Source organism: Phytopseudomonas daroniae (genome assembly GCF_004327275.1).
In the GTDB taxonomy this organism is placed as follows: domain Bacteria; phylum Pseudomonadota; class Gammaproteobacteria; order Pseudomonadales; family Pseudomonadaceae; genus Aquipseudomonas; species Aquipseudomonas daroniae.
In genome coordinates, this window is record NZ_QJUJ01000004.1 from 297,595 (window position 1) to 321,092 (window position 23,498).

At 62.5% G+C, this 23,498-nt stretch carries 19 protein-coding genes; 6 read left to right on the plus strand and 13 right to left on the minus strand.

The window, feature by feature from the left end; translation table 11 throughout:
* The first annotated feature begins 5 nt into the window (after nt 1–5).
* A complete protein-coding gene (cobM, locus tag DNK10_RS12195) occupies nt 6–779 on the plus strand; it encodes a precorrin-4 C(11)-methyltransferase (RefSeq protein ID WP_131191746.1) in 774 nt (257 codons plus the stop codon).
* Here the strand turns inward: cobM and DNK10_RS12200 are convergent.
* Nucleotides 742–1,056 (minus strand): hypothetical protein, encoded by a 315-nt coding sequence (locus DNK10_RS12200; protein ID WP_131191747.1) that lies wholly within the window; start codon nt 1,054–1,056, stop codon nt 742–744. The two genes, cobM and DNK10_RS12200, sit on opposite strands and share 38 nt — an antisense overlap.
* A gap of 60 nt (nt 1,057–1,116) precedes the next feature.
* Nucleotides 1,117–3,825 carry a PAS domain-containing sensor histidine kinase gene (locus DNK10_RS12205; protein ID WP_131191748.1) on the minus strand — a complete coding sequence of 903 codons (2,709 nt, stop codon included), beginning with the start codon at nt 3,823–3,825 and terminating at the stop codon, nt 1,117–1,119.
* Nucleotides 3,826–3,923: 98 nt separating this feature from the next.
* Between DNK10_RS12205 and DNK10_RS12210 the strand changes: the two genes are divergently transcribed.
* Both DNK10_RS12210 and DNK10_RS12215 read left to right on the plus strand, forming a co-directional pair.
* Nucleotides 3,924–4,400 carry a prepilin peptidase gene (locus DNK10_RS12210; protein WP_131191749.1) on the plus strand — a complete coding sequence of 159 codons (477 nt, stop codon included), beginning with the start codon at nt 3,924–3,926 and terminating at the stop codon, nt 4,398–4,400.
* Nucleotides 4,401–4,583: 183 nt separating this feature from the next.
* A complete protein-coding gene (locus tag DNK10_RS12215) occupies nt 4,584–5,330 on the plus strand; it encodes a response regulator transcription factor (protein ID WP_131191750.1) in 747 nt (248 codons plus the stop codon).
* 155 nt (nt 5,331–5,485) lie between these two features.
* Here the strand turns inward: DNK10_RS12215 and DNK10_RS12220 are convergent, their stop codons facing one another.
* Genes DNK10_RS12220 through cpaB form a run of 8 tightly spaced genes read right to left on the minus strand, consistent with a single transcriptional unit; the run spans nt 5,486 to nt 13,554 of the window.
* Nucleotides 5,486–6,031, minus strand: a complete 546-nt coding sequence (locus DNK10_RS12220) for a DUF3613 domain-containing protein (RefSeq protein ID WP_244216243.1) — start codon at nt 6,029–6,031, stop codon at nt 5,486–5,488.
* Nucleotides 6,032–6,066: 35 nt separating this feature from the next.
* Nucleotides 6,067–7,110, minus strand: coding sequence for a tetratricopeptide repeat protein (locus tag DNK10_RS12230; RefSeq protein WP_208738814.1), 1,044 nt, complete (start codon nt 7,108–7,110; stop codon nt 6,067–6,069).
* A complete protein-coding gene (locus DNK10_RS12235) occupies nt 7,107–7,997 on the minus strand; it encodes a type II secretion system F family protein (protein WP_131191753.1) in 891 nt (296 codons plus the stop codon). Before DNK10_RS12235 ends, DNK10_RS12230 begins: the two co-directional genes overlap by 4 nt.
* Nucleotides 7,997–8,878 carry a type II secretion system F family protein gene (locus DNK10_RS12240; protein ID WP_131179430.1) on the minus strand — a complete coding sequence of 294 codons (882 nt, stop codon included), beginning with the start codon at nt 8,876–8,878 and terminating at the stop codon, nt 7,997–7,999. The genes DNK10_RS12235 and DNK10_RS12240 overlap by 1 nt, the downstream gene beginning before the upstream one ends.
* A 32-nt stretch (nt 8,879–8,910) precedes the next feature.
* Entirely contained in the window at nt 8,911–10,155 is a 1,245-nt protein-coding gene (locus tag DNK10_RS12245) for a TadA family conjugal transfer-associated ATPase (protein ID WP_131179429.1), read from the minus strand.
* Nucleotides 10,152–11,321, minus strand: coding sequence for a CpaE/TadZ family protein (locus DNK10_RS12250; protein ID WP_131191754.1), 1,170 nt, complete (start codon nt 11,319–11,321; stop codon nt 10,152–10,154). The genes DNK10_RS12245 and DNK10_RS12250 overlap by 4 nt, the downstream gene beginning before the upstream one ends.
* Nucleotides 11,322–11,330: 9 nt before the next feature.
* Nucleotides 11,331–12,578 carry a type II and III secretion system protein family protein gene (locus tag DNK10_RS12255; RefSeq protein WP_131191755.1) on the minus strand — a complete coding sequence of 416 codons (1,248 nt, stop codon included), beginning with the start codon at nt 12,576–12,578 and terminating at the stop codon, nt 11,331–11,333.
* 19 nt (nt 12,579–12,597) lie between these two features.
* Nucleotides 12,598–13,554, minus strand: a complete 957-nt coding sequence (cpaB, locus tag DNK10_RS12260) for a Flp pilus assembly protein CpaB (protein WP_131191756.1) — start codon at nt 13,552–13,554, stop codon at nt 12,598–12,600.
* 397 nt (nt 13,555–13,951) lie between these two features.
* On the opposite strand from cpaB, the gene DNK10_RS12265 reads away from it, so the two are divergent.
* Complete coding sequence (locus tag DNK10_RS12265) at nt 13,952–14,155, plus strand: Flp family type IVb pilin (RefSeq protein ID WP_131191757.1); 204 nt, start codon at nt 13,952–13,954, stop codon at nt 14,153–14,155.
* Nucleotides 14,156–14,185: 30 nt separating this feature from the next.
* Nucleotides 14,186–14,578, plus strand: a complete 393-nt coding sequence (locus tag DNK10_RS12270) for a response regulator (protein WP_131191758.1) — start codon at nt 14,186–14,188, stop codon at nt 14,576–14,578.
* Between the two features lie 359 nt (nt 14,579–14,937).
* Here DNK10_RS12270 and DNK10_RS12275 read toward each other — a convergent pair whose 3' ends face one another.
* Genes DNK10_RS12275 through DNK10_RS12285 form a run of 3 tightly spaced genes read right to left on the minus strand, consistent with a single transcriptional unit; the run spans nt 14,938 to nt 20,488 of the window.
* A complete protein-coding gene (locus DNK10_RS12275) occupies nt 14,938–16,272 on the minus strand; it encodes a TolC family protein (protein ID WP_131191759.1) in 1,335 nt (444 codons plus the stop codon).
* Nucleotides 16,269–19,352 carry an efflux RND transporter permease subunit gene (locus DNK10_RS12280; protein WP_131191760.1) on the minus strand — a complete coding sequence of 1,028 codons (3,084 nt, stop codon included), beginning with the start codon at nt 19,350–19,352 and terminating at the stop codon, nt 16,269–16,271. Before DNK10_RS12280 ends, DNK10_RS12275 begins: the two co-directional genes overlap by 4 nt.
* Nucleotides 19,352–20,488, minus strand: coding sequence for an efflux RND transporter periplasmic adaptor subunit (locus DNK10_RS12285; protein ID WP_131191761.1), 1,137 nt, complete (start codon nt 20,486–20,488; stop codon nt 19,352–19,354). The genes DNK10_RS12280 and DNK10_RS12285 overlap by 1 nt, the downstream gene beginning before the upstream one ends.
* A 238-nt stretch (nt 20,489–20,726) precedes the next feature.
* On the opposite strand from DNK10_RS12285, the gene DNK10_RS12290 reads away from it, so the two are divergent.
* On the plus strand, nt 20,727–23,450 hold the full coding sequence (locus DNK10_RS12290; protein ID WP_131191762.1) for a DEAD/DEAH box helicase: 2,724 nt from the start codon (nt 20,727–20,729) through the stop codon (nt 23,448–23,450).
* Nucleotides 23,451–23,498: the final 48 nt, after the last annotated feature.

A 23,498-nucleotide genomic window follows, 5' to 3' on the forward strand; every position in this document is an offset into this window, starting at 1 on the left:
CTCCCATGACCGTCTACTTCATCGGCGCCGGCCCCGGCGACCCCGAGCTGATTACCGTGAAGGGTCAGCGCCTGATCCGTTCGTGCCCGGTGATCCTCTATGCCGGTTCCCTGGTGCCCGAAGCACTGCTCGAAGGCCATCAAGCCAGTCTGGTGGTGAATACCGCCGAGCTGCATCTGGATGAAATCGTCGCCCTGCTGCGCGCCGCCCACACGCGCGGCGAGAACGTAGCGCGGGTGCATTCGGGTGACCCGTCGCTGTACGGCGCCATCGGTGAGCAGATTCGTCACCTGCGCGCGCTTGGCATCCCTTTCGAGATCATTCCTGGCGTTACCGCTACGGCGGCCTGTGCCGCGCTGCTGGAAAGCGAGCTGACGCTGCCCGATGTCTCGCAAACGGTGATCCTCACCCGCTATGGCAGCCAATCACCGATGCCCGAGGGCGAACAGTTGCATGACCTGGCTCGTCACGGCGCGACGATGGCCATCCACCTGGGCGTGCAGCACCTGCCGAAGATCGTCACCGACCTGCTGCCGCACTATGGCGCTAGCTGCCCGATCGCGGTGGTGCACCGCGCCAGTTGGCCGGATCAGGATTGGGTACTCGGCACCCTGGCCGATATCGAGGAAAAGGTCAGCGCCAAGGGCTTTCGTCGTACCGCGCTGATTCTGGTTGGGCATGTGCTGGGCGCGGAACACTTCGCCGATTCGGCGCTGTACCACACGAGCCATCACCACCTGTTCAGAGCAGGCGCTGCAGACGATACAGACTCTCGCTGACCTTGCCGCGATTGTCGGCGATGGCAATCTGCGCGCCCTGTTGCGCCAGCCGCTGGTTGATATCGCTGGCGTAGAGCTGCTTGAGAAAGCTCGAATAACCAGGATCGGCCGGCACCACGAGCTGACTCGACAGCAAGGCATGCAGCGCTGGCAGGGAGAACTCCCAGTAACCCTCGGCGCAGCTGAAGCCGTTATCACGCAGTTGCCCCAGTACCTCTGGATCGCCACGCAGTACGCCTTCGCAGTAAGCCAGCACGGCCATTACCATTGCCGTCATGATATTTCCCGAACGTCATGGACAAGGCGGCCATGATGCCACGTCCACGGCAGGGCTCAGCTAGGCAGCAGGTAGCTCGATACGGAAGCAGGCGCCATGCTCCCGATTGCTCACACTCAGCTTGCCACCCATCTGACTGACCAGCCCGTAGCTGACCGAAAGCCCCAACCCCGTTCCCTTGCCCACCGGCTTGGTGGTGAAGAAAGGGTCGAACACGCGGTCGAGCAGCAGCGGATCGATGCCACCGGCATTATCCTGTATCTGCACGATCACCAGGCTCGCGTCCCGTTCACTCTGCACCAGGATATGCGGCTCCAGTCCCGGATTCTTCTCCCGGGCACTGAGCAACGCATCCCTGGCATTGACCAGCAGGTTGATGATGACCTGCTCGAGCTGATCGGCATGGCCCTTCACCTGCGGCGAGCCGCACAGCTTGACGGTCAGTTCGATGTCCTTGCTCAGTTCACCCTCGCGAATCAGGGTCAGCGCGCCCTCGATGGCCGCGTCAGGGCTGAACAGGTCTCCCTCGACCTCCGAGCGGCGACCGAAGATGCGCATGTGATTGACTATCTTCGCCGCCCGGGCGACCTGCTGCTCGATGCGCTCTAGCTTGTTCTTCAGATAATCAGGCGTCGCCGAACCGTTCTCCACGCCATTGAGGGTATTGGTCAAGGCAATGCGCATGACATTGAGCGGCTGATTGATCTCATGGGCCAGGCCAGTGGCCATCTCTCCCAACACCGCCATCTTGGCGCTCTGGTTGAGCATCTGCCGAGCTTTCTGCAGCTCGGTATCGTCGCGCCCCACAGCCTGTACCTCGAGCAATTTTCCACTATCGCTGAAGACACCGCGCTCGGACAGCTCCCACCAGACATGCTCGCGCCCCGGCAGATCCATACGCACCAACGCAGTACCCACCGGTTGCTGAGGCGTCAGTTGGCGATGGCGCTCCTGGAATTGCGCAAGCTCCTGCTGCGACAAATAGGCAGCCAGGCTGATGCCCTGCAACTTCTCCTGGCTGATGCCCAGATACTGGGCGAGCGGCCGGTTGGCAAACGTCAGGGTCAGATCCGGCTGGTAACGACAGATGATTGCCGGGGAGTCCTCGACCAGAATCCGGTAACGCTCCTCGCTCTCCCGCACCCGCTCGGCAGCCAACGCAGCGTCGGTAACGTCCAGGCATAACCCTACCGCTTCGACCGGAATGCCACGCTCGTCACGCAGCAGTTTCACTTCATCCTGCAACCAGTGGTACTCACCATCGCTGTCGATGAATCGATAGCTGCAGCTGGCAGCGCCCTGAGCGAGCAGGGTACGGGTACGCGTGAAGTAGGTGTCGCGGTCGTCGGGATGAATGAAGTCGGCGAGGGGCCGGCGAATGAGGTCGTCCAGCGTATAACCCAGGAGTGCGCGGGTACTGTCGCTGCAGAAGGTCAGGGCGAAGGCTCCCTCCTCATAGCGCTGCACATAGATCAGGGCCGGAGCACTGGCGACCAGATTCTTCAATCTGGCCGTCGCCGCGTCGGCCTCCAACTCCTTGCCCTTCATGTCATCGATATCCAACACCGCTCCGACGATACGGTGCTGGCCATTGACGGTGAGAATGCGGGTATGGATGCGGAACCAGCAAAGCCCCTTTTCGTCGTCACGCAGGCGGACGATCTGCTCGAAGGGTTTGCCCGCGGTTTCGGCATCGGCCAGGCGCACCTGAAACTCATCACGATCAGCCGGACTGAGCAGCTCCAGCCAATCGGCGAGGGTCACCGATGCTTGCGGGTCGAGAGCGAAGCGTTGCACCAGATTGGGCGCCAGCAGGAAAGCGCCGCTACGTGGCAGGTATTCCCACCAGCCGGTTCCCAGCAGATCCTGAAGGATATCGAGGCGTTCGCCATGGGCCTTGCGAGCCTGCTCATCGAGCCGCTGCAGCAGAGGTGCCGCGACGTGAGCGAACAGATCCAGCCAATCGCGGGTATTGAGCTCCGGCATGCGCTGGTGGGCAATATACGGTGAACACAGCAACCAGGCGCGCGCGCCCTGATAATCACTGTAAGGCATCAGCCAGACGGAGTCGCCGGCATGCCATTCGGGGCCATCCCGCTCGCCGCGTAGCCACTGCACGGGCTGCTGCGCATCGTAATGGCACAGATCCAGGGGCAGCTGCTGGCCATCCTCCCAGAAAGCCGGCGCCATCGCGTCACTATGCTGGCCAGCGATCTGCCAGCCACCGCGTAGCGTATCCGGCACTGCCAGCGCCACACAGGTTACCTGTAGCGTCTGGGCCAGTGTCGCCAGCCAGCCTGGCAACTGCCGGGAAAGCTCCACCCGCTCGGTACCGCGTATGACCTGCGCCAGTGAACTGACCTGCGCGAACACCTGCAGCCGCTGTTCACAGGCCTGCAACCGAGCCACGAAGTCGCCAACCTCGAAGGCCTGCAGCGACCAGCCATCCGGCACCGCCTGTATCCAGCCGCGGGTGTGCAGGATGCCGCCGTCCCGAGTGGTGAAGGACAAATCGAGCATCTGCTGGGCGAAAGCGCCCAGATCCGACACCAGGTATCGACTCTGCCCGTAGAGCAGATCTTCCAGTGCGGTCGTCTGCTGCGCTGAAATGCGCAATCGGCTGGACAGGTTGCCGGAAACCTCGAGCACCTGCCCCTGCAGATCGATGCTCAGGTTCAGGCAGGGGCTGCTATTGGCGGAAATGCCCGGTGCTTCCCGCACCACGGGCGAGTCGGACTCGCGCTTGAACCAATCCTTGAAGACATGCATCGTCCGGCTCACCTAACATGATCCAACAGCGCTCTCGGCCACCCGGGTGGCAGCCGTTTGATTCGGATGGCGTACCGCCCTCAACCAGAAAACAACCCATGAATTACATCGTCTTACTGTGCTGGCTAGCAGCCTGCGCGTTTCAGGATGCGCAACAACGCCGGATCGCCAACCAGCTGACCCTCGGTGGGCTGGCCATCGCAATCCTGTATCTGCTCTGGTCGGGTAACACCCTCACCGGAGCCACTCCAGCTGCTGCCGTTCTCGCTGCCGTAGTGGCCTGCGCGCTTTCCCTGCCCGGCTACCTGACCCGCCAGATGGGCGCAGCTGACGTCAAGTTGCTGGTTGCATTGGGTGTCGCCAGTGATGCCATGCACGTGCTGATTAGCGTCATCGGCGCAGCGCTCGCACTGTGCTGCTGGACACTCCTGACCCGCTTTCAACCTGAGCTACTGCTTTTAATTCCGAAAAAATTTAAGTACCTGGCAATGCCAAAGCTGAAAAATCATCCTTACGCGCCCTTCCTCTTTCTCGGATTCGCAATTAGCAGCCTTTGGTTAATAGCCAGGCAGTGACCTTTCAATTTTTTCGGGGCGCCACCCAACATAATGGAAATAAGCCTTCGTCACCATACATGACTAAAGCGATATAACTTTATATTAATATTCTTTTGGCGTAGTCCCTTTGACTATAACTTAGGTCATAGCTATCCTTTCGCCACATGGTCAACCCTCTCCAGACTCTAGGAAGTAGTACGCATGGACAGCCCCCATCCCGTACGGATATTAGTCGTCGACAACGAGCCGCTCATCGCTGAGGAGCTTAAAGAGTTTCTTGAGCATGCCGGTTATAGTGTAACGAGTTGTCACACTGCACAGGATGCCCTGCAAGTATTCCAACAGGATCGCCGCATTGGCATCATACTCAGCGATATTCATATGCCCGGCCTCACCGGCCTGCAACTGGTCGGCGAACTGGCGAACCAGGCAGCTCCAGGGCGCCTTTACGAAATAGCCCTGTTCACCGGTAGCGCAGACAAACAGGATGTCATTCAGGCCCTGCGCGCCGGGGTATCCGACTACTATCAGAAACCGGTCGACCTGGACGAACTTAGGGTTGGCGTGAGTCGTCTGTACGAGCGGCTGGAGCAACAGACCAAGGATCAGCAGATCAAACTGCGCATTCAGGATCTGGCCGTGTCCCTGCACGACATGCGCACAGATGCAGCCTCCACGCCACCTTCCACTACGGCGAGAAGCGTTGCTTACCTGCCTTCTCCTGCTGGTTTCGATATCCCCGAACCCTTCGACAAACTATCGAAAAGGCAGCTGGCCGTCACACAACTGATCGCCAAAGGCATGACCAACTACCAAATATCCTGTGAACTGGGGATCACAGAGAATACTGTAAAACTTTATGTTTCACAGATACTCAGGTTAACGCGCGTTCACAACCGCACTCAGCTGGCACTTTCCTATCCGACTCATGCTAGCTATATGAACTAAAGCACCGCGCGCCATTCAAGGGCATTTCTGATTTTCGTACAAGTTTATCTATACGCTCAATCATTCCGTACAACTTTACCGAATGACCTACACCCTTACCTGCCATGAACATTGAGCAACTACTCAACGCTCACGACATACATTGCTGAATGTATTTACTTGCTCAGCTCTCCACCCGCTTCCTGATCAAAAAACTCTGGTATGGGGTGTTTATGGCTTTCCAGCCAGCGCTGCATGGCGAGTTCACGTTCAGCAGGTGTCGATACCTGAGCGTGACGGGATGCTTGCAGCCCGTCACGCTGAACGCGTAACCAATACTCTGTCTGGGTTTCAGCATTACTGCCGATCAAGCCATGCCTTCTGTCTTCACTTGCGGCCAGCGTCACCAGCGGCAGGCACGCCAACAGCAGACAACCTAGGGTCTGTTGACGTTTCAGCGCAAGCCGCGTTGCCGCGAGAAATCTCGCCAGGCTAGGCGGAGGACGCCGGTAATGGTTGTTCCCTTGCCAAGTCCTCCAACAACGCATGGCGAGATTTCCCGCGCAACCCGAAGGGCCGGGCTCGTTTTGCCGCGATGCTGCGTTTCTCGCCGGCTCATTTGGCCCGCCAAACTTCGCGGCTCGTGCCTTGCCTCGCGGCAAAACGGGCTCCGGCGCGGCCGTGCGTGAAACGTCAACAGACCCTGGCATTTTCCTGTTCATAACGCTCTCCCGATCGCTGTTGCGCAGTGTTTTGCTCAATGGGTGGTGGCTTCTACCCTGACGTCGCCACCGTCGGCAGGAACGATCAACCGACCCTCTCGCATCTCGATTGCAACGGGTGCCGAGGAAACGGTCGGGGCTCTGGTAACGCCAGGCACCACTGGTGCTACAGGTGCAGCAGGCGTAACAGGTGTTGTTGGAACCGACGATGCCCTGGTCACCGCACCTGCCGCAGTTGGCTGTGCTACGGCGACAGGTGCTGGGCGAGCCTGCGCGGGCAGCGCCAAGGGCGCAGAGACTTGCGGCACCTGGATCACCCCCGCCGGGGCGACGGGAGCGGGCGCCGAGGCGGCAGGCCTGGCGGGTACCGGCCTCTCGCCAGCGGAAGTCGCAACGGCAGCTGTTTGACCGAGCTGACGACGCAATGCCTGAGCGCGCTCACCGGCAGCACGGTACTGGCTGGGGCTGAAAGACATGCGTTTCACCAAGGCACTGGCCTGGGTGAGGTTCTGCTGGTAAATCAACAGGGTCAGCAGGTTCAATCCCGACTGCCTTTCTGCTTCATTCAGCTCTATGGCAGTCAGCAGCTCGAAGCGAGCCTCTTCCATACGCCCCAGGTTCATATACACCACACCCAGGTCATTACGAATGGCGGCGCTGGTCGGATCCAGGCTGGCGGCCCGCCGCATGCGCACAAGCGCTTCGTCATAATGTTTGTCAGTGCTGGCGAGCTGGCCCAGGCCGTGCTCGCCCTGGGCCCTCAGGCAGGTATCGACCAGGCTGGCATACAGTCCCTTGGCCTCCGGTCGATTCAGCGTGCGCAGGATACGAGCCTTGTGCAAACGCGCTTCGGGCAAACTGCTGGGCAAACGCTCCAGGTTGGCCAGGGCGGCGTGCAGGCGCCCCTCTTCAGTGGTTTGCTGTGCCAGGTTGAGCGCCAACTCCTGATCCTGGGAAAGCGGTGCACAGGCCTTCGGCGCCGTCTTGGCACGATCGACCAGCCAGGATGAATCGGGAGCGTTTCCGGCGCAGCCCCCCAACAACCCAATCAACCCTACCGCAATCACTACACGCTTCATCTCATATCCCCTAGTGCCCCGATGATTGCGATGAACCCAGGGCCTGCCAATACGATCAACAAGGCCGGGAACAGAAACACCATCATCACGACGGACATCTTCCCGGACAGTTTGGAAACTCTTTCTTCAAGAGCCGTGTGACGCCGATCATCGATCAGCTCCTTGAGCGCCAGAAGTGACGCCATGGCGCCGCCTCCCTGGACGATCAGTTGTTCGAGGATCACGACACAATCAGTGACCTCATCCACGTCCAACAGGAGCGCCATGTCATGCAGTTCCCGGCTCAGTTCCAGCCCTGCATCCACACGCACCAGAACCAGGCGCATCTCTTCACTCACGTGCGGCAGAATCTTCTGCGACTCCTTGCTGAGCACCCGCAGGGACTGTTCCACCGTCATACCGACATCGAACAGCATGCGCAGCAACGGAATGAAGGTCGTCACCTCAATGGCCAGGGCCTCCTGTCGATTCCTGGCGGCCCAGGCCAGTACGCGCTTGGGAATCAGGTAGCCAATACCGAGAGCGAATACCGGTGCCAGCCAGACGGGCTTGGGCGCCTCGTCCAGCAACAACTGAATGATCACCACCAGTACGAACAAGGCGAGCGGAGTTGCCAGCTGAATGGCCGAGAATAACGATTGCTGGCTGCGCTTGCGCCAGCCCAGGCGATTGAGCAATTGCCGGGTTTCGCCGTCCATGCTCAAGGTGCGCCGCCCCAGCGAGCTGGTGCCTATGCCACGTAATACTCCGACCCCGGACATACGCGCATCCGTCCCCATGCGTTGGCTGAACTGACGACGAGCCCGCAGATCGTCCACCGCCAGATAGAAGAACACCAGGGCGGTAAGCAGCTGCAACAACGAGCTGAGCAGAAGCAAGGCACCCATCAAAGGCTCCTCAACATGCGCCAGAGGGCAATGCTGCCAAGCGCCTGCAAGACGAACGCCAGCAACAGAACCATTCGCCCGGTGGGTTCCTGCCACATGCCCAGCATGAAATCCGGATTGGTGAGGAAAATATAGCTGGCCAGCGCCAGCGGCAGCCCACCCATGACATAGGCACTGATTCGCGTCTCGCCAGTCAGCGCCCGCAGCTTGCGTGCACTCTGTTCACGCTCGCGGATCAGGCGGATCAGGTTCTGCAGCAATTCGCTGCTGTTGCCGCCATAACGCTGATTGACCCGCACCCCGAGTGCCAATACCTGAAACTCTTCCCGCTCGTACAAATCGGCAAAGTCCTGCAGCGCATCACCCAAGCCCATGCCGCGTTGCACATTGCGTCGTGTACGGCCCATGGCTCCGCGCAACGGGTCGGGGGCGTTTTCCATCGCCAGCAACAAGGCATCTCCCAGGGTGCGCCCGGATTTCAGGCTACGAATGACGTGATCGAGAAAGGTCGGCAGTTGCTCGATCATCCGCAGCACCCGGCGCCGATAGCGCAGGGCGATGAACAGCCGCCCGATGATCAATGGCAGCAGCAACATCACCAGCAGACCAAGCCAATGGCCGATCAGCATTCCCAGCACCGCGCCGCCCAACCAGATCGCCAGCCACAGGCCCATCCCCCGCCGTGGTCGACTGACGCCGGCACGCAGGAACAATTTGTCCAGATGGCTTAGGCTTTTGGCTCGCCGGGACTCCGGCTGGTTCACCAGCAGCCGCTGCATGACCTGCTCCGAGGCCGCCAATACACGGCTCTTGCGCAACAGAATCAGGCCCAGCGCCAACAGCGTCAGACAGATCAGCCCCAACAGCAAAGATGCGCTCATTACCTTCTCCTTGGCCCTGGCAGACCAGGTTGCTATAGCGCGCGGTACAACTTGTGCCCTGCCGGATTCGCCGCTTCGCGGCAGAAGGTGCCGGTTCCGTTGCGATCAAGGCGAAACAGGGTGTTGGTCACGTATTGATCTTCACGCAAGCCAACGACTTCGACCACCTCACTGACGCAACGCCGACCATCCGGCAGACGGGTCAACTGAATCACCACGTCCAGCGCGGCACAGATCATCTGCCGCAAGGTGCGCTCTGCCACCTGCACACCGGATAGCCCGACCAGGGTTTCCAGACGCAGCAGGGCATCCTGGGCGCTATTGGCGTGAACGGTGCTCATGGAACCGTCATGGCCGGTGTTCATCGCCGTCAGCACATCGAGCACTTCCACGCCGCGAATCTCGCCGAGCACGATACGATCCGGACGCATGCGCAAAGCGTTGCGCACCAGATCCCGTGCAGCCACCTCGCCGTGCCCCTCGGCATTGGGAGGGCGGGTTTCCAGGCGCACCACATGCTCGTGATTGAGACAAAGCTCAGCTGTATCCTCGATGGTGACGATACGCTCGTGGTGGTCGATCATCTGGCTGAGCATATTCAGCATGGTGGTCTTGCCGGTGCCGGTGCCGCCGCTGATCATGATGTTGCAACGACGACCAACCATCAGCTCGACACAACTGAGAATGGCCTGATCCAGCGAATTGCTGGCCAGCAGGTCGGCGCTGCGCAGCATATCCTTGCGGAACTTGCGCACCGACAGACAGGGCCCATCCAGCGCCACGGGCGGAATCACCGCGTTGATCCGGCTGCCATCGGGCATGCGCGCATCGACCATCGGCGACGACTCATCGAGACGTCGTCCCACCGGCGCCAGAATGCGCTGGATCACCCGCAGAACATGCTGATCATCGATGAAACGCAGATCGCTCAGCTGCAGAACACCACCGCGCTCGATGAACACCCGATGCGGGCCGTTGACCAGTATTTCAGTCACCCCTTCGTCCTTGAGCAGGATTTCCAGGGGTCCGAAACCGGTGAGCTCATCGACCAGCTCTTCGGCCAGGCGATCCACTTCATAGCGGGAGATGGCGATATGCCGGCGGCTGACGTACTCGCCGACTTGCTCGGTGACGAAGTGCGCCAAGGTAGTACGAGCACCTTCCAGCAGGTTCTCGCCCTTTTCTTCCAGTGCATCGATCAGGTAGCGATGCAGTACGTGCTTCAACTCCTGAACGCTGACCCGCCCACCCTCGCCACCGAATAGCCCGATCGTCATGAGCCGACCCTCAGCACACGCTTCCACCAGGAACCTGGCGAACGCCGCCGGTGCTGCAGAATCTGGTCGGCCAGATGCAACAAGCCCTGGGTAAGGGTATCGCGAGGGGCTGTCTGATACAGCGAACGCGCCTGGTTCTTACCCTTGAGGCGAGTCACCGGACTCAGGGGCAAGCCGATCCCGAGTGGTAGCTCCAGGGTACGTGCCAGCTCCTGCAGACTGGGTGCAACGGAGGACTGATAGCGATCGACCAGCAACCGGGCATGATCGAGTTTCACCCCCTTGTTGCGCCACGACGCCAGCCGTTCCATGTTACGCCGGCAGTTAGGCACGCTCTGATCCACACACCACAGCAGGCACTGGCCCTGGGCGATGAAAGAGCGCAGAGCGTCGCTGTCTGGCTGCCCGCACAGGTTGACGACCACGTGCTCGAAGTTCTGCCGCAGGCTTCCCATCAGCAGAAATAGCTCGCCCAGGCTGAACAGTGCGAGCGCGTCGTCTTCCGACCCCTGGGCCAATATACGCAAACCGTCGGGATGGCTGGTGAAGGCGCTCTCGATCAGGTTCGAATCGAGTCGCCTGATGTTGCGCAACGCATCACCGAAAAAGAATGAGGCCTCCAGAGCGAAAAGCTCTAGGCTTTCACCCTGCGGCACACCCAGGTCGATCAGCAGTGTGCGCTGACCACGAGCCTGGAATTGCAGAGCCAGATGCCCGGCCAGCAGAGCGGCATCCGCATCGGGCTGCGTTCCATAGAACAGAGTCAGATCTCCCTGTTCACGCGAGGGCGGCAGTTGCGGCAAGCGCTGGGTCAGGCGCCGCACCAGGCCCAGCACTTCGCTACTGCGCGAACCGTAGGCGATGAAGTCGCGGGCTCCGGCACGCATGGCGTTGAGCACCAGCTGGTTATCCATGCCATCGCCGAGAGCGACCACCACCACCATCGGCCGCACGTCGAGCAGCGCTTCGATCAATGCGCTCTGGTTACCCTGGCTCTCGCGGCAGAGGCCGACGAACACCAGGGAACTGCCGGTCATATCCATCAACCCCAGCACGTCGTCCAGGGTCTCGCCCACGTTGAGCACCTGGCCCTGACCGGCCAATGCGGCCTGCAGCCAATCGAGATCCTGCTTGCGGCGAGTCTGCGCCAGAAAAATCTGTTCCATGCCCACTCCCTAGCGCGACAGTCCGTCTAATCGATCGAAATTGCCGTTTTCCATGAATAGCTGCCTGAAAACGCCGGGATCATAGTTGCGGAACCCCTCACCCGGCAGCGGCGGCAGGTCGGCATTGGCCGCCATTGGCTGAACCAGACGCGGAGTGACCACCATCAGCAGCTCACGCTCTTCACTGTTGATGCTTGAGTTGCGGAAAAATGCGCCGATGACCGGAAGGTTGCCAAGGAAGGGCAACTTATCCACAGAAGAATTATTGCTGGACGACATCAACCCACTGATGACGAAACTCTCGCCATCGGCCAGTGACACGCTGGTATCGGTACGCCGCACATTGAGCGCCGGCACCTGGGTGCCGGCGATGGTGATGCCCGCGCTGAAGTCCAGCTCGCTGACCTCCGGCGCGACCTTGAGGTTGATGCGGTTGCGCCCCACCACGGTCGGTGTCAGGGTCAGGCGTACACCGAACTCCTTGTACTCGATGGAAATCGAGTCGCTACCACTGCTGGGCACCGGTACCGGGAATTCGCCGCCCGCCAGGAAGGTTGCGCTCTGTCCGTTCAACGCCACCAGGCTGGGCTTGGCAAGGGTATAGGCAAAGCCGCTGCCCTCCAGTGCATCCAGACCCAGCAGGAACTTGCTGCTGCCACCGCCCCAGAGGATATTGAAGCCCGTATCGGACGTAGGAAAGGCAGCGCCCGGCCCAACCCCACTGACACCACCGACTGGAACAGTGCCAGGCGCGGTGCCGGGAGCACCGAACAGAAAGTTGTTCGAGGCCGTGCCGAAGATTCTTACCCCCATTTCCCGAAGCTTGCTGCGCCTGATCTCGACGAAACGAATATCGGTCTGCACCTGGCTTGGCAGCACTTCCTGATCGTAGGGCACCACTGGCGCGGCCACCGCTGCAGTCGCCGCGCCCTCTACGAACACCATGCTCTGCCGCGGTTCGCGGTCGCAGCGCGTCCACACCATCAGGCTGGTGGCACCACCCTTCTTGCCCATCAGCAGAAAGCTGTCTTTGGTATTGAGGGTGACATCGGCCACCGTCGGATCGCCCACCGCCAGGCGCACGATGGGCACCGGGTAGCGCAACTCGCGCTGCATGCCCTGGGTCACCTCCATCACGGCCGGTACCGGTTCCAGGCCGGCGCACGAAGCGAATACCGCTGAGGGCATCAGCAACGCGGTCGCCATCAGGCAAATTGCCAGGCGCGATGGACGCGGACTACGTTTGGCATTGTTCATGGTTGTGCATCCTTGCCGGTCAGGGGTTTTGCCGAGTGACGTCATTACCGCGATACACCTGAATACCGGCCGGCGCGCGCTGAACCAAGCCAGGCTGCGGCCGTGGAGGCGTACCCCGCAGCGCCAGCTTCTCGAACTGGAACAGCTGCCGCTGGGCTTCTTCGATATCCACCTTCAGCGCATTCCCGGCGTAATAACCCGCCAGCAGTTTTTCATCGACACTGCGTACCGCCAGACGCAGGCTGCCGACCTGGGCCGCCAGCATGAAACGAGTGAGTAGTGCTTCGGGCACTGCCAGAACGGCGGTGCTGGCAACGCTGCGTCGACGGCGCTTGTCGTCATCCGGTTCACCCGCTGGCCGTGCGGCTTCGCCCTGATTGGTCGCCCCCAGCTCATCGCCAACGCTGAGCAGGCGCAAGGCCGGGATCAGCACCTGGGCGGTCTGGTCGCGGTTCTTTTCGTCCTGGCGCAGATACAACAGCACATCCACATAATCGCCGGGGCTCAGATGGCCACCGCCGCCGATTACCTCATCCACCGCCACGGCAATGGCGCGCTCCTGTGGACGAATCATCCGCGCCAGCGGGCCGCCCATCTCGAAAGTCGCCTGATTCAGAACGCTACCCGCTGGCGTCTCCCGCCACAGGGTGCGACCGACCAGTTCATCGGGCTTGGAGAAGCTACCAGGGGGGCCGATGAGCAAGCGCTCGACGGCAAGGTCTTCACGGCTGATGGGCACCAGCGGCTGAACCGAGCGCGCCAGCACCACGACATCGGTGCGCCGCTGCTCGTCGACTTCGCTGATCACCTGTTCCCTGACCGTAGCGGGCGCGGCAACAGTGTCGGGAGTGACAGAATCCACCGGTACCGGGGAGCGGGCAACCGGCTCTCGACTCAGGCTCAGCCCCCAGTAACCCGTGACTACCGCACCGACCAGAAGAACCCCGGCCAGCACCAACGTCAATCGGCTATTCATGACAACACACTCCCTGTAGCCATATAACTGCAAACGCCGGTAATGGATATTTACTTTATTTACTTATAGATACCCGCGACAAAAACACAAAACACTTCATCGACGGATTATTTCAGGCTAGCCATCTTTAGCCGGGAACCAAAATGAATAGGCCGCGTCATCGCTAAGCGACCTAACCATTCGTCGCGCATGGTAAACAAAGCACTCTGCCGCAACAATACTCTTTATCGGCTAATACCCTGCACTTTATAGGTAGTCGGGCACCTATAATTGTGAATAATACTTTCTATGTAATACCAAGGTAAGTTTGCGAACCGGCTCACACCCTTCCTACACTTCCCACTGAAAGCCACACCTACAGGCGCCCTGCCTGCACGGATACAGAGGAAGTATCATCATGATCAAACTTATTATGCTCCGCGAAAAAGCTCGCGATTTCTTTGCCCGTGAAGAGGGCGCGTCGGCTATTGAATATTCGATTATTGCGGCACTGATTGCTGTTGTTCTCGTTGTCGCGGTCGGAACCCTTGGAGATAGTATTGGTGAAGCATTTACTGCTATAGCCGGAATATTGGACGACGCGAGAACACCAGCACCTTGATAATTAATCACAAACAGCGTGATTAGTTGAATGCGCCAACATATATTATTGGTAGACGATGAAACCGAAGCCATCGAGGAACTCGGCGAGTTGCTCGAAGGTGCAGGATTTCAGTGTCATTGCGCCAATAGCGTCAGCGCAGCCATGCTGTGCCTGCAGACGTGCCCAGCCATCGCCCTGGTGATCACCGACCTGCGCATGCCGGACGAGAGTGGCCTGCGCCTGATCCAGGATCTGCGGGCCAATCCGCTGCATGCCTCGCTGCCGGTTATCGTCATGTCCGGCCATGCCGACATGAATGATGTGATCAGCCTGCTGCCTTTGCAGGTCATCGATTTTCTGCCCAAGCCCATCTATCACGAGCGCCTGCTCGAAGTGCTCAACCAGCGCTTTCCTATCGCGCCAGCGACTGCCAAGGCCTGAGCCGATCGCTGCACCGCCGCCATGTACGACGCATAAAAAGGCGGGCAGCCGGTCATAGGGTGGATCGGGGCGCGTAGCCGACGCTTGCCTACGCGGCCCGATCCGTCCACCACTCTGCAATCGCAATGGTGGATGAAAAAAGCGTCATCCACCCTACGGCTGCTTCAGCCCCGTAGGTTGGATTAGCGAAGCGTAATCCGACATTTGGCCGGCGCATCCGATACAACATTTCGAACGACCGCTAACGCCTTGTCCCGGTGATCACGATCGGAATGGAAAAAGCCTGGCTCGCGCAATCATGAGCCCGCGCCAAGAGCGGGAACACCGGGTTGCGGGCCGACCGAGCTCCCCCTGAAACCTCAATCCGCCACGCGTGGCGCCAGCCCCAGGGTGCGGTAGATCTCGACCCAGCGCAGGGCCACGTCGGTGGCGGCGCGTTGCTGTTCGAGCTGGGTGTCGAATTCGGTGCGCTGGGCATCCAGCACTTCGATCAGTGATACGGTGCCTGCATCGTATTGGCGCTGCGCCAGTGTGGTGGCATTGGTCGCAGAACGGCTGGCGCCATCGAGCAGGCGCTGGCGCTCCAGGCCCTGGGCATACAGGGCAATGGCGCTGCGGGTTTCGCGCAGGGCCTGGATCAGGGCCGTCTGATAGGCCAGCCAGGCTTGCTCGCGACGCGCATCGCCGGCCTCGATGACACTGCGGATGCGGCCGAAGTCGAACAGCGGTTGCAGCGCCTGGGCGCTGAGCGTCCAGGCCGGCACCCCAACACCCTGCTCGAAACCCACCAGTGCGCCCAGCGTCAGCTGTGGATAACGCAATGCCCTGGCGGCATCCAGTTCATGGCCGGCAGCGAGCAGGCGCAGCTCGGCGGCACGCACATCGGCACGGGCGCGCAGGCTGCTGGCGGGCAGCTCCAGCAAAGGCAGCAACTGCTCGTCGCGCGGTACGCTGAACACCGCCTCAGGGTCGAGAATCGCGTCGATACTTGCCTGTTCGCCGTTGAGCAGATAGGCCAGCTCGTAGCGTGCGGCAGCGGCACGTTCGCGGGCCTGAGGCACGGCAGCGCGGGTGATGGCGAGCTGGGTATCGAGGCGCTCCACATCGAAACCGCTGGCAGTGCCCTGGTCGAAACGAACCCGAGTGATCCGGGCAATCTGCGCCTGGCTGTCGGCAGCCTGCCGGGCGATCACTTCTTCGCGCTGGGCCAGGCGGTACTGCAGGTAGGTACCAGCGACCTCGCCGATCAGGCTGACGCGCAGCGCCTGATAATCCGCGGCAGACGCCCGCAGGCTGGCCTCCGCGGCCCCTTCGATGGCGCTCAGGCGACCGAACAGGTCGAGCTCCCAGGCCAGGTCGAGACCGTAGAAATAGTCCTCGTCGTGGCCATCACTGGCGCTACGCCCTTTCTCGTGGCGGCCAGTGGCATACACGCTGGGAAGCCGGTCGCCCCATGCCTGGCGGCGCAACGCGCGTTGTTCACGAATGCGCTGGGTCGCCGCGGCCAGGTCAAGGTTGTCGCGCAGAGCCAGTTCGACCAGCTGGTTCAGCGCCGGATCTTCCAGGCTCTGCCACCAGGCCAGCGGCAGCCCGGCCAGCGCTTCCGGCGGCAGCTCGGGCTCGGGTGGCGGCGTGCGCCCGGCACAGGCCGACAACAGCAGCGCCAGGGCGAGCAGCAGGTACGGCCTTCTCATGGCGCCTCCTGCACGGTGGCAGACGAGTGCCGATGACGCTTGGCCAGGTAGCGATCCAGGGTCAGGTACACCACCGGGGTGGTGAGCAGGGTCAGCAACTGACTGAACAGCAGGCCACCGACCACCGCCACCCCGAGGGGCTCGCGCAGTTCGGCGCCGGTGCCGAAGGCGAGCATCAGCGGCACGGCACCGAACATGGCGGCCAACGTGGTCATCAGGATCGGCCGGAAGCGGGTCATGCAGGCCTGGTGGATCGCCTCGCGCGGAGTCAGGCCCTGACGCTGGGCCTGCAGGGCGAAGTCGACCAGCAGGATGCCGTTCTTCTTGACGATACCGATCAGCAGGATCAGCCCGATCAGCGCCATGATGGAAAAATCCAGGCCCCACAGCCAGAGCAGCAGCAGCGCACCAATACCCGCCGAGGGAATGGTCGAGAGAATGGTCAGCGGGTGCACGAAACTTTCGTAGAGCACGCCAAGGATGATGTACACCGCCACCAGCGCGGCGAGGATCAACAATGGCTGCGAGGCCAGGGTCTGCTGGAAGGCCTGGGCGGCGCCACTGAAACGGCCGCTGATGCTGGTGGGCATGCCGATGTCCTGCTCTATCTGGCGCAGCACCGCCACCGCGTCACCGAGGGCCACGCCGGCAGCCAGGTTGAACGACAGATTGGCCGACGGCAGCATGCCGCTGTGATTGATGCTGACCGGCGCCGGCTGCTGCGCCTGAACGCTGACGAAGGTGCTCAGGGGTACCAGTTGTCCGCTGCTCGGCGAGCGTAGCTGGAACAGCTCCAGGCTCTGTATTCGCTGACGCTGACTGCTGCTCAACTCGAGCACCACCTGGTACTGGTTGGCGGCGGTCTGGATCTCGTTGATGCGGCGCTGGCCGAAGGCGTCGTAGAGGGCATCGTCGACATCACTGGCGGAAAACCCGTGCCGTGCCGCGGCCTCGCGATCGATACGCACCGGGGTCAGCGAAGCATCGAACTGCAAGTCGTTGTTGACGTCGCGGAACAGCGGGTGCGACTGCAGGCGCTCGGTCAGTTGTGGCGTCCAGGTGGCCAGCTCCTCCAGCGAGCGGCTGCGCAGCACGTACTGGTACTGGGCACGGGAGGCGCGCGAGCCGAGGTTGATGTCCTGGGCCGCACGCAGGGTCACACGCAGGTCGGGAATGGCGGCGAACTGCGGGCGCAGGCGGTCGATGATCTGCTCCACCGTGTCGTCGCGGTCGTCCGGATCGCGGAGCACCACGGCCAGGCCACCGACGCTGTAGCTGCCGTCGTTGCCGATATCGGTGTTGAAGGCGATGACGTCCGGGTCATTGCGCAGGATATCCACCAGTTGGCGATTCTTGGCGCGCATGGCCTCATAGGAAATGTCCGCCGAAGCCTGCACCGTACCGTTCATGAAGCCGGTGTCCTGCAGCGGGAAGAAGCCCTTGGGCATCAGCGCGAAGCCGCCCACGCTGATGACGATGCAGGCGAAGAACGCGCTCAGCGTGGCGCGTGGGTGATCCAGTGCCCATACCAGCGCTCGCTCGTAGCCGCGCAGCACCCTGCCCATCACCGGGCCGGGCCCCGCGTGGGCCGGCAGCGGGCGCATGAACAGCGCGGCCAGGGCTGGCGCCAGGGTCAGGCAGACCACCACGGAAATCAGGATGGCCGAAGTCGCGGCCAGGGCGAATTCGCGAAACAGTCGGCCGACGTAACCGCTCATGAAGAACAGCGGAATGAACACCGCCACCAGCGACAGGCTGATGGAGACCACGGTGAAGCCGATTTCACGGACGCCGTCGAGCGCCGCCTGCACCCGTCCCACCCCGCGCTCCAGATGGCGGTGAATGTTCTCTACGACAACGATGGCATCGTCGACGATGAAGCCCACCGCAACGATGATCGCCACCAGGGTGAGGTTGTTCAGCGACAGGCCGAACAGCAGCATGGCCGCGCAGGCGCCAATCACCGAGGTGGCCAGCACCGAGAACACCACCAGGATCGCCGACCACTGGCGCAGGAACAGCGCCATGATGCCGATCACCAGCACCACGGCGATCAGCAGGGTCAGCTCCGCTTCGTGCAAGGAGGCACGGATGGTACGGGTGCGGTCATTGAGCACCGAGACCTCGAGATCCGCAGGCAAGCCTGCGGTGAGTTCGGGCAACGCCGCGATCACGGCCTCGGCCGTGGCCACGATATTGGCACCTGGCTGGCGACGAACCACCACCGCGACTCCCGGCTGGCCGTTGGGCGTGGCCTGGGTATAGGCATTCTCCGCACCGGGCACGACACGCGCCACATCGCCCAGGCGCACCGGTGCACCGCCGCGATAAGCGACGATCAGGTCAGCGTAGTCGCCGGGCTCGAACAACTGGCCATTGCTGTCCAGGGTCGACAGACGATGCTCACCGACCAGGGCGCCGGTGGGCCGGTTGCCGCTGGAGCGCTGCACTGCCGCGCGCACGTCCGCCAGGGTGACGCCGGCCGCCACCAGCGCTTCCGGCCGCGCCTGAATGCGGATCGCCGGGCGCTGCAGGCCGTTGAGACGGATCATGCCGACGCCTTCGATCTGACTGAGCTGGCGGGCGATGGCGGACTCGGCGAGGTCGCTGACTTCGAAGGGCGAGAGTGTCGGCGACGTCACTGCCAGGATCAGGATAGGCGTGTCCGCCGGGTTGATCTTGCGCCACACCGGCAACTCTGGCAGATCCGCCGGCAGACGCGACGATGCCGCATTGATCGCCGCCTGGACTTCCTGGGCGGCGGCATCGATGTTCTTGTCCAGGTTGAATTGCAGCACCAGCTCGACGCGGCCCAGGGAACTGGTCGAAGTCATGTCGTCGACGCCGGGGATGGCGCTGAGCTGCACTTCCAGTGGCGTGGCCACTGACGAGGCCATGGTTTCGGCGCTGGCACCGGGCATCTGCGCGGTAATCTCGATGGTCGGCGCGTCCACCTCCGGCAGCGGCGCCAGCGGCAGGCGGACGAAGGCGATCACCCCACACAGCACCAGCGCCAGGGCCAGCAGCACGATGCCAATGGGATGGCCGATGCACAGTGCGTAGAAACCACGCGACTGCATCAGCTATCGTCCCTGGCCACGGCGGGCTGGGCGTCGGCGCGCCTGACCTCGACCCCGGCACGCAGCCGCGACTGGCCATCGGTAACCACCTGATCGCCCACCTCGAGCCCTTCGATCACGGCCAGTACATCGGTTTCGTGCAGCACCTTGACCGCCACCGGCTGCGCCTTGTCCTGCTCGACGCGCCAGACGAAAGTGCCTTCGGCGCGCTGCCGAATTGCCTCCAGGGGCACCGACAAGGCATCACGCAGGACATTCGCCTGCAGAGTGACCACTACCGATTGATCCGGCCACAGACGCTCGTCGCCATTGTCGAACAGCGCCTTGGCGCGAATGGTGCCGGTGTCCAGGGCGACGCGGTTGTCGATCAGCACCAGCTTGCCGTCGGCGATCACTTCGCCGCCGTCTTCACGAAACGCGCGCACCACGGCCTGCTCGGGCGCCGCGAGCATCGTCTGCAGCTCGGGCAAACGACGTTGCGGCAGAGTCGCCTCGATATCGATGGGGTTGGTCTGTACCACGGAAAACAAACTGCTGGCATCGCTCGCTCGTACCAGGCTACCGGCATCCACATTGCGAATGCCCAGGCGCCCATCGATAGGCGAGTGGATGCTGGTGTAGGACAGTTGTACCTGAGCCGAAACCACCGCCGCCTCCCGGGTCGCCAGCGTTGCCTGCAGACGCGCCACCAGGGCCTTCTGCTGATCGAGGGTCTGCGCCGGTGCCGCACGTTCGCGCACCAGGTTCTGGTAGCGCTGCAGATCCAGTCGGGCGATATCCAGTTCGGCACGGGTGACGCCGCGCTCCGCGATGGCCTGGTTCAAACTGGCGCGCAGGCTGCGGTCGTCGATGCGTGCCAGCAGTTGCCCCTTGCGCACCTGCTGGCCCTCGGCCACGGGCAGTTCGACCAGGGTACCGTCGACCTGGGCACGGATCTCGATGCTGCGCTGGGCGCGTACCCGCCCAAGTGTACGCAGCAGTATCGGCACGTCGCTGCGGGCGACTTCATGCACCACCACGGGTACCGCGCCAGGCGTGTTATCGATGATGAGCGCAGGCGTACGCAGCAGCCAGTAGGCCAGGGCGCCGAATAACAGAATCGAGATGACCAGCAGCGATGTTCGGGACAGGGGCATGCCGTTTCTTCAAGTCAGTGAGCGGGCCATACGTTGCTGGCAGTCATGAAAGACCGCCTGAAAACGCACCAGGGGTCGAGTGTTGTAACGGATTTTGCCGCTACTTTCTCTAATTACTTTGCCAAATTTACATGACTAGCGTTACGAATCCGTGCCACGCCCGGCGTCGCTCGGTGGCACCTGCCGCTGCCAGCGCGTAGAGTCGCGGGCTGGAATCCTGGTATGACACGGGCAGACGATGCAAGAACGGGACGCGGAAGACGTACGGATCGGGCAGCTACTCGCCTTCTACCGCAGCGCCTACCTGGCCGACAGCCGCGATCTGAATCTCGACAATCTCGGCAAACTGCCAAGCGAGCGCTGGGCCTGGCTCGACGGGCGCGAGGAGCTGGCCTGCGGCGCCCTGCCACTGCTGGCCCTGGCACCGAGCATCGGCGCCGAACTGGAGCGTCAGCAGCGCCTTTACCAACGTGAACTGCAACTGGTCTATGGCGTACTGCCGGTGTGCGGTCGCCTGGTCACCGACGATGGTTCCTCCACCCCATTCTGCGCCCCCCTGGTTTACTACGAGGCGAATCTGAGCAGCGGCAGCGAAGGCGATGCCCATCTGCTGTCCATCGACACCGTGCAGCCGCAGGCCAACTGGCGGCTGTTGCGGCAATTGCTGCGCGAGGACGGTGACACCGCGCTCGATGACCTGCCCCTGGCGGATACACCCATCGACGCCGTGGCCTTGGGCGATCTGCTCGCCTGGATCGGACGCCATACCCGGGTCGCCGAGGTGCTGCCGGCCGCCGGCTTTCCGGCCCTGGAAAGTGCCGAAGCGCTGGACAAGGCGCTGCGCCGGCGCAGCCTGTCGCTGCGCGCCGCCGCCATGGTCGCCCTGGTACCACGTGGTAGCGGCAGCCGCGGCATCACCCATGAATTGCAGCAGTTGCAGGACGCCGGTCAATGGTCGCCGCCGCTGCGCCAGTTGCTCGGCGCGTCGGCCGCCGTCGCACCCCAGGGTGGCAGCACGCCCCACGCCCTGCCCGCGCAACTCAGTGCCGCGCAGTGCCGGGCCCTGGCCAACGCCGCCCGCTACCCGCTGAGCCAGATATCCGGCCCGCCGGGCACGGGCAAGAGCTACACCCTGGCGGCGCTGGCACTGGATCGTTATCTGCATGGCGAAAGCGTTCTGCTGGTCAGCCGCAGCGAACAAGCGGTGCGGGTCATCGCGCAGAAACTCAGCGACGATTTCGGTCTGCGCGACGCGGTGCTGGAAGGCTCCGGTCGCAGCCTGCAACAGAACCTGCGCGAGCGCCTGGGCAACCTGCTGCAGGGTGAGCTGGAGAGCGTCGAGGCAGACGCCGAAGAGCGGCAGAAGACCGCCCTGCGCGGCCTGATGCAGGAGGAACGACGCCTGGCCGCGGCCCTGGGCGTGCGCAGTGAGCAGGCACTGCGCTGGAGTCGGCTGATCCTGCGCGCCGAGCGCGGCACCCTGGGTTTCTGGCGCCGCCACCTGTTGCTGCCCTGGGTACGCCGGCGCATCCGTGGCAGCGCGAAACCCTGGGCGCTGCTCGACGAACTGCGCGAGTGCCAGCAACGCCGCGAACGCCTCAGCCGCGATTACCTAAACACGCGCCGCGGCAGTCGGCTGCAACAGTTGCTGAGCAAGGATCGGCAACTGTTCGTGCAGTACAACCAGGCCATCCGTGCACGCCAGTCACAACGACAGCTGGCCTTGTTCGAAGACATCGACCCGGCACGTCTGCTCGCCGCCTTCCCCATCTGGGTGGTGACGCTGGATGAGCTGCATCGCCTGCTGCCGCTGCGTGCCGGGCTGTTCGACGTGATGGTGATGGATGAAGCCACCCAGTGCGATATCGCCTCGGCACTACCGGCCTTCCAGCGCTGTCGCCGTGCGGTGATCACCGGCGACGCGAAGCAGTTGCGTCACCTGTCGTTCCTTTCGCGCAACCGTGAGGAGCAGTTGCTACAGCGCAGTGGCCTGGATAGGCGCCAACGCGAGCAATGGAGCTACCGCGACAACAGCGTGCTCGACCTGATCGGCCTGCACCTGCCCAGCCAGGCCGCGCTGACCTTTCTCGACGAACACTTTCGCAGCCGCCCTGCGCTGATCCGCTTCAGTAACGAACAGTTCTACGAGCGTCGTCTGCGGGTGATGAAGGAACGCCCGGATCAGGTTCGCTGTGACAGCCTGCAACTGGAGCGACTGCAGGGCGAACGGGGTGCCGGCGGCGTCAACCAGGCCGAAGTGCAGCGCGTGCTGCAACTGATCGACGAGCACCTGAGCCGCTATGCCGACAGCCCGGTAAAACCCGCCATCGGCGTGCTGTCACCGTTTCGCGACCAGGTCGAAGCGATCCGCCAGCGCGTGGCCCGGCTCGACCTGCAGAAGCTGCGCGAATTCCGTTTGCTGGTGGATACGCCCTACGGTTTTCAGGGCGAGGAGCGCGACCTGATGATCATCAGCTTCGCCCTCGATGCCCGCGCCTCCCAGGCCGCCGTGTACCTGAACCGCCAGGACATGTTCAACGTCGCCATCACCCGTGCCCGCGAACGCCAGGTGCTGCTGTTCAGCGGCGACGAACATCAGCTCCCCGCCGGGCACCTGCTGCGCCGCTACCTGGAAAGCATCGACCGCGACGCCCCGGCGCACCCACCCGCCGTCGAGCAGGACGCCTTCGAGCGCTCACTGTGCAGCGCCCTGCAGGCCGAAGGCGTGAACACCTGGACGCGTTATCCACTGGCCGGCCTGCTGCTGGACGTGTTCTGCCAGCGGGGCGACAAATGCCTGGCCATCGACCTGATCGGCTTCCCCGGTGAGGGCGAAGGCTTTCTCGAACTGGAGCGCTACCGCGTGCTGGCCCGCGCCGGCCTGGAAACCGTGCCGCTGAGCTATGGCCTGTGGATACAGGAACCGGAGCTGGCCCTGCAGGCGCTGTTGCAGCGGCTATGACGCGGCTGTGTAGCTCGTAGATGGGGCTGGCCGCGTAGGTCGAGGAGC

Bases quoted from the DNA above. Each gene is read 5' to 3' on its own strand.
- cobM (WP_131191746.1), top strand. From the start codon at position 6: ATGACCGTCTACTTCATCGGCGCCGGCCCCGGCGACCCCGAGCTGATT.
- DNK10_RS12200 (WP_131191747.1), bottom strand. From the start codon at position 1,056: ATGACGGCAATGGTAATGGCCGTGCTGGCTTACTGCGAAGGCGTACTG.
- DNK10_RS12205 (WP_131191748.1), bottom strand. From the start codon at position 3,825: ATGCATGTCTTCAAGGATTGGTTCAAGCGCGAGTCCGACTCGCCCGTG.
- DNK10_RS12210 (WP_131191749.1), top strand. From the start codon at position 3,924: ATGAATTACATCGTCTTACTGTGCTGGCTAGCAGCCTGCGCGTTTCAG.
- DNK10_RS12215 (WP_131191750.1), top strand. From the start codon at position 4,584: ATGGACAGCCCCCATCCCGTACGGATATTAGTCGTCGACAACGAGCCG.
- DNK10_RS12220 (WP_244216243.1), bottom strand. From the start codon at position 6,031: ATGAACAGGAAAATGCCAGGGTCTGTTGACGTTTCACGCACGGCCGCG.
- DNK10_RS12230 (WP_208738814.1), bottom strand. From the start codon at position 7,110: ATGAAGCGTGTAGTGATTGCGGTAGGGTTGATTGGGTTGTTGGGGGGC.
- DNK10_RS12235 (WP_131191753.1), bottom strand. From the start codon at position 7,997: ATGGGTGCCTTGCTTCTGCTCAGCTCGTTGTTGCAGCTGCTTACCGCC.
- DNK10_RS12240 (WP_131179430.1), bottom strand. From the start codon at position 8,878: ATGAGCGCATCTTTGCTGTTGGGGCTGATCTGTCTGACGCTGTTGGCG.
- DNK10_RS12245 (WP_131179429.1), bottom strand. From the start codon at position 10,155: ATGACGATCGGGCTATTCGGTGGCGAGGGTGGGCGGGTCAGCGTTCAG.
- DNK10_RS12250 (WP_131191754.1), bottom strand. From the start codon at position 11,321: ATGGAACAGATTTTTCTGGCGCAGACTCGCCGCAAGCAGGATCTCGAT.
- DNK10_RS12255 (WP_131191755.1), bottom strand. From the start codon at position 12,578: ATGAACAATGCCAAACGTAGTCCGCGTCCATCGCGCCTGGCAATTTGC.
- cpaB (WP_131191756.1), bottom strand. From the start codon at position 13,554: ATGAATAGCCGATTGACGTTGGTGCTGGCCGGGGTTCTTCTGGTCGGT.
- DNK10_RS12265 (WP_131191757.1), top strand. From the start codon at position 13,952: ATGATCAAACTTATTATGCTCCGCGAAAAAGCTCGCGATTTCTTTGCC.
- DNK10_RS12270 (WP_131191758.1), top strand. From the start codon at position 14,186: ATGCGCCAACATATATTATTGGTAGACGATGAAACCGAAGCCATCGAG.
- DNK10_RS12275 (WP_131191759.1), bottom strand. From the start codon at position 16,272: ATGAGAAGGCCGTACCTGCTGCTCGCCCTGGCGCTGCTGTTGTCGGCC.
- DNK10_RS12280 (WP_131191760.1), bottom strand. From the start codon at position 19,352: ATGCAGTCGCGTGGTTTCTACGCACTGTGCATCGGCCATCCCATTGGC.
- DNK10_RS12285 (WP_131191761.1), bottom strand. From the start codon at position 20,488: ATGCCCCTGTCCCGAACATCGCTGCTGGTCATCTCGATTCTGTTATTC.
- DNK10_RS12290 (WP_131191762.1), top strand. From the start codon at position 20,727: ATGCAAGAACGGGACGCGGAAGACGTACGGATCGGGCAGCTACTCGCC.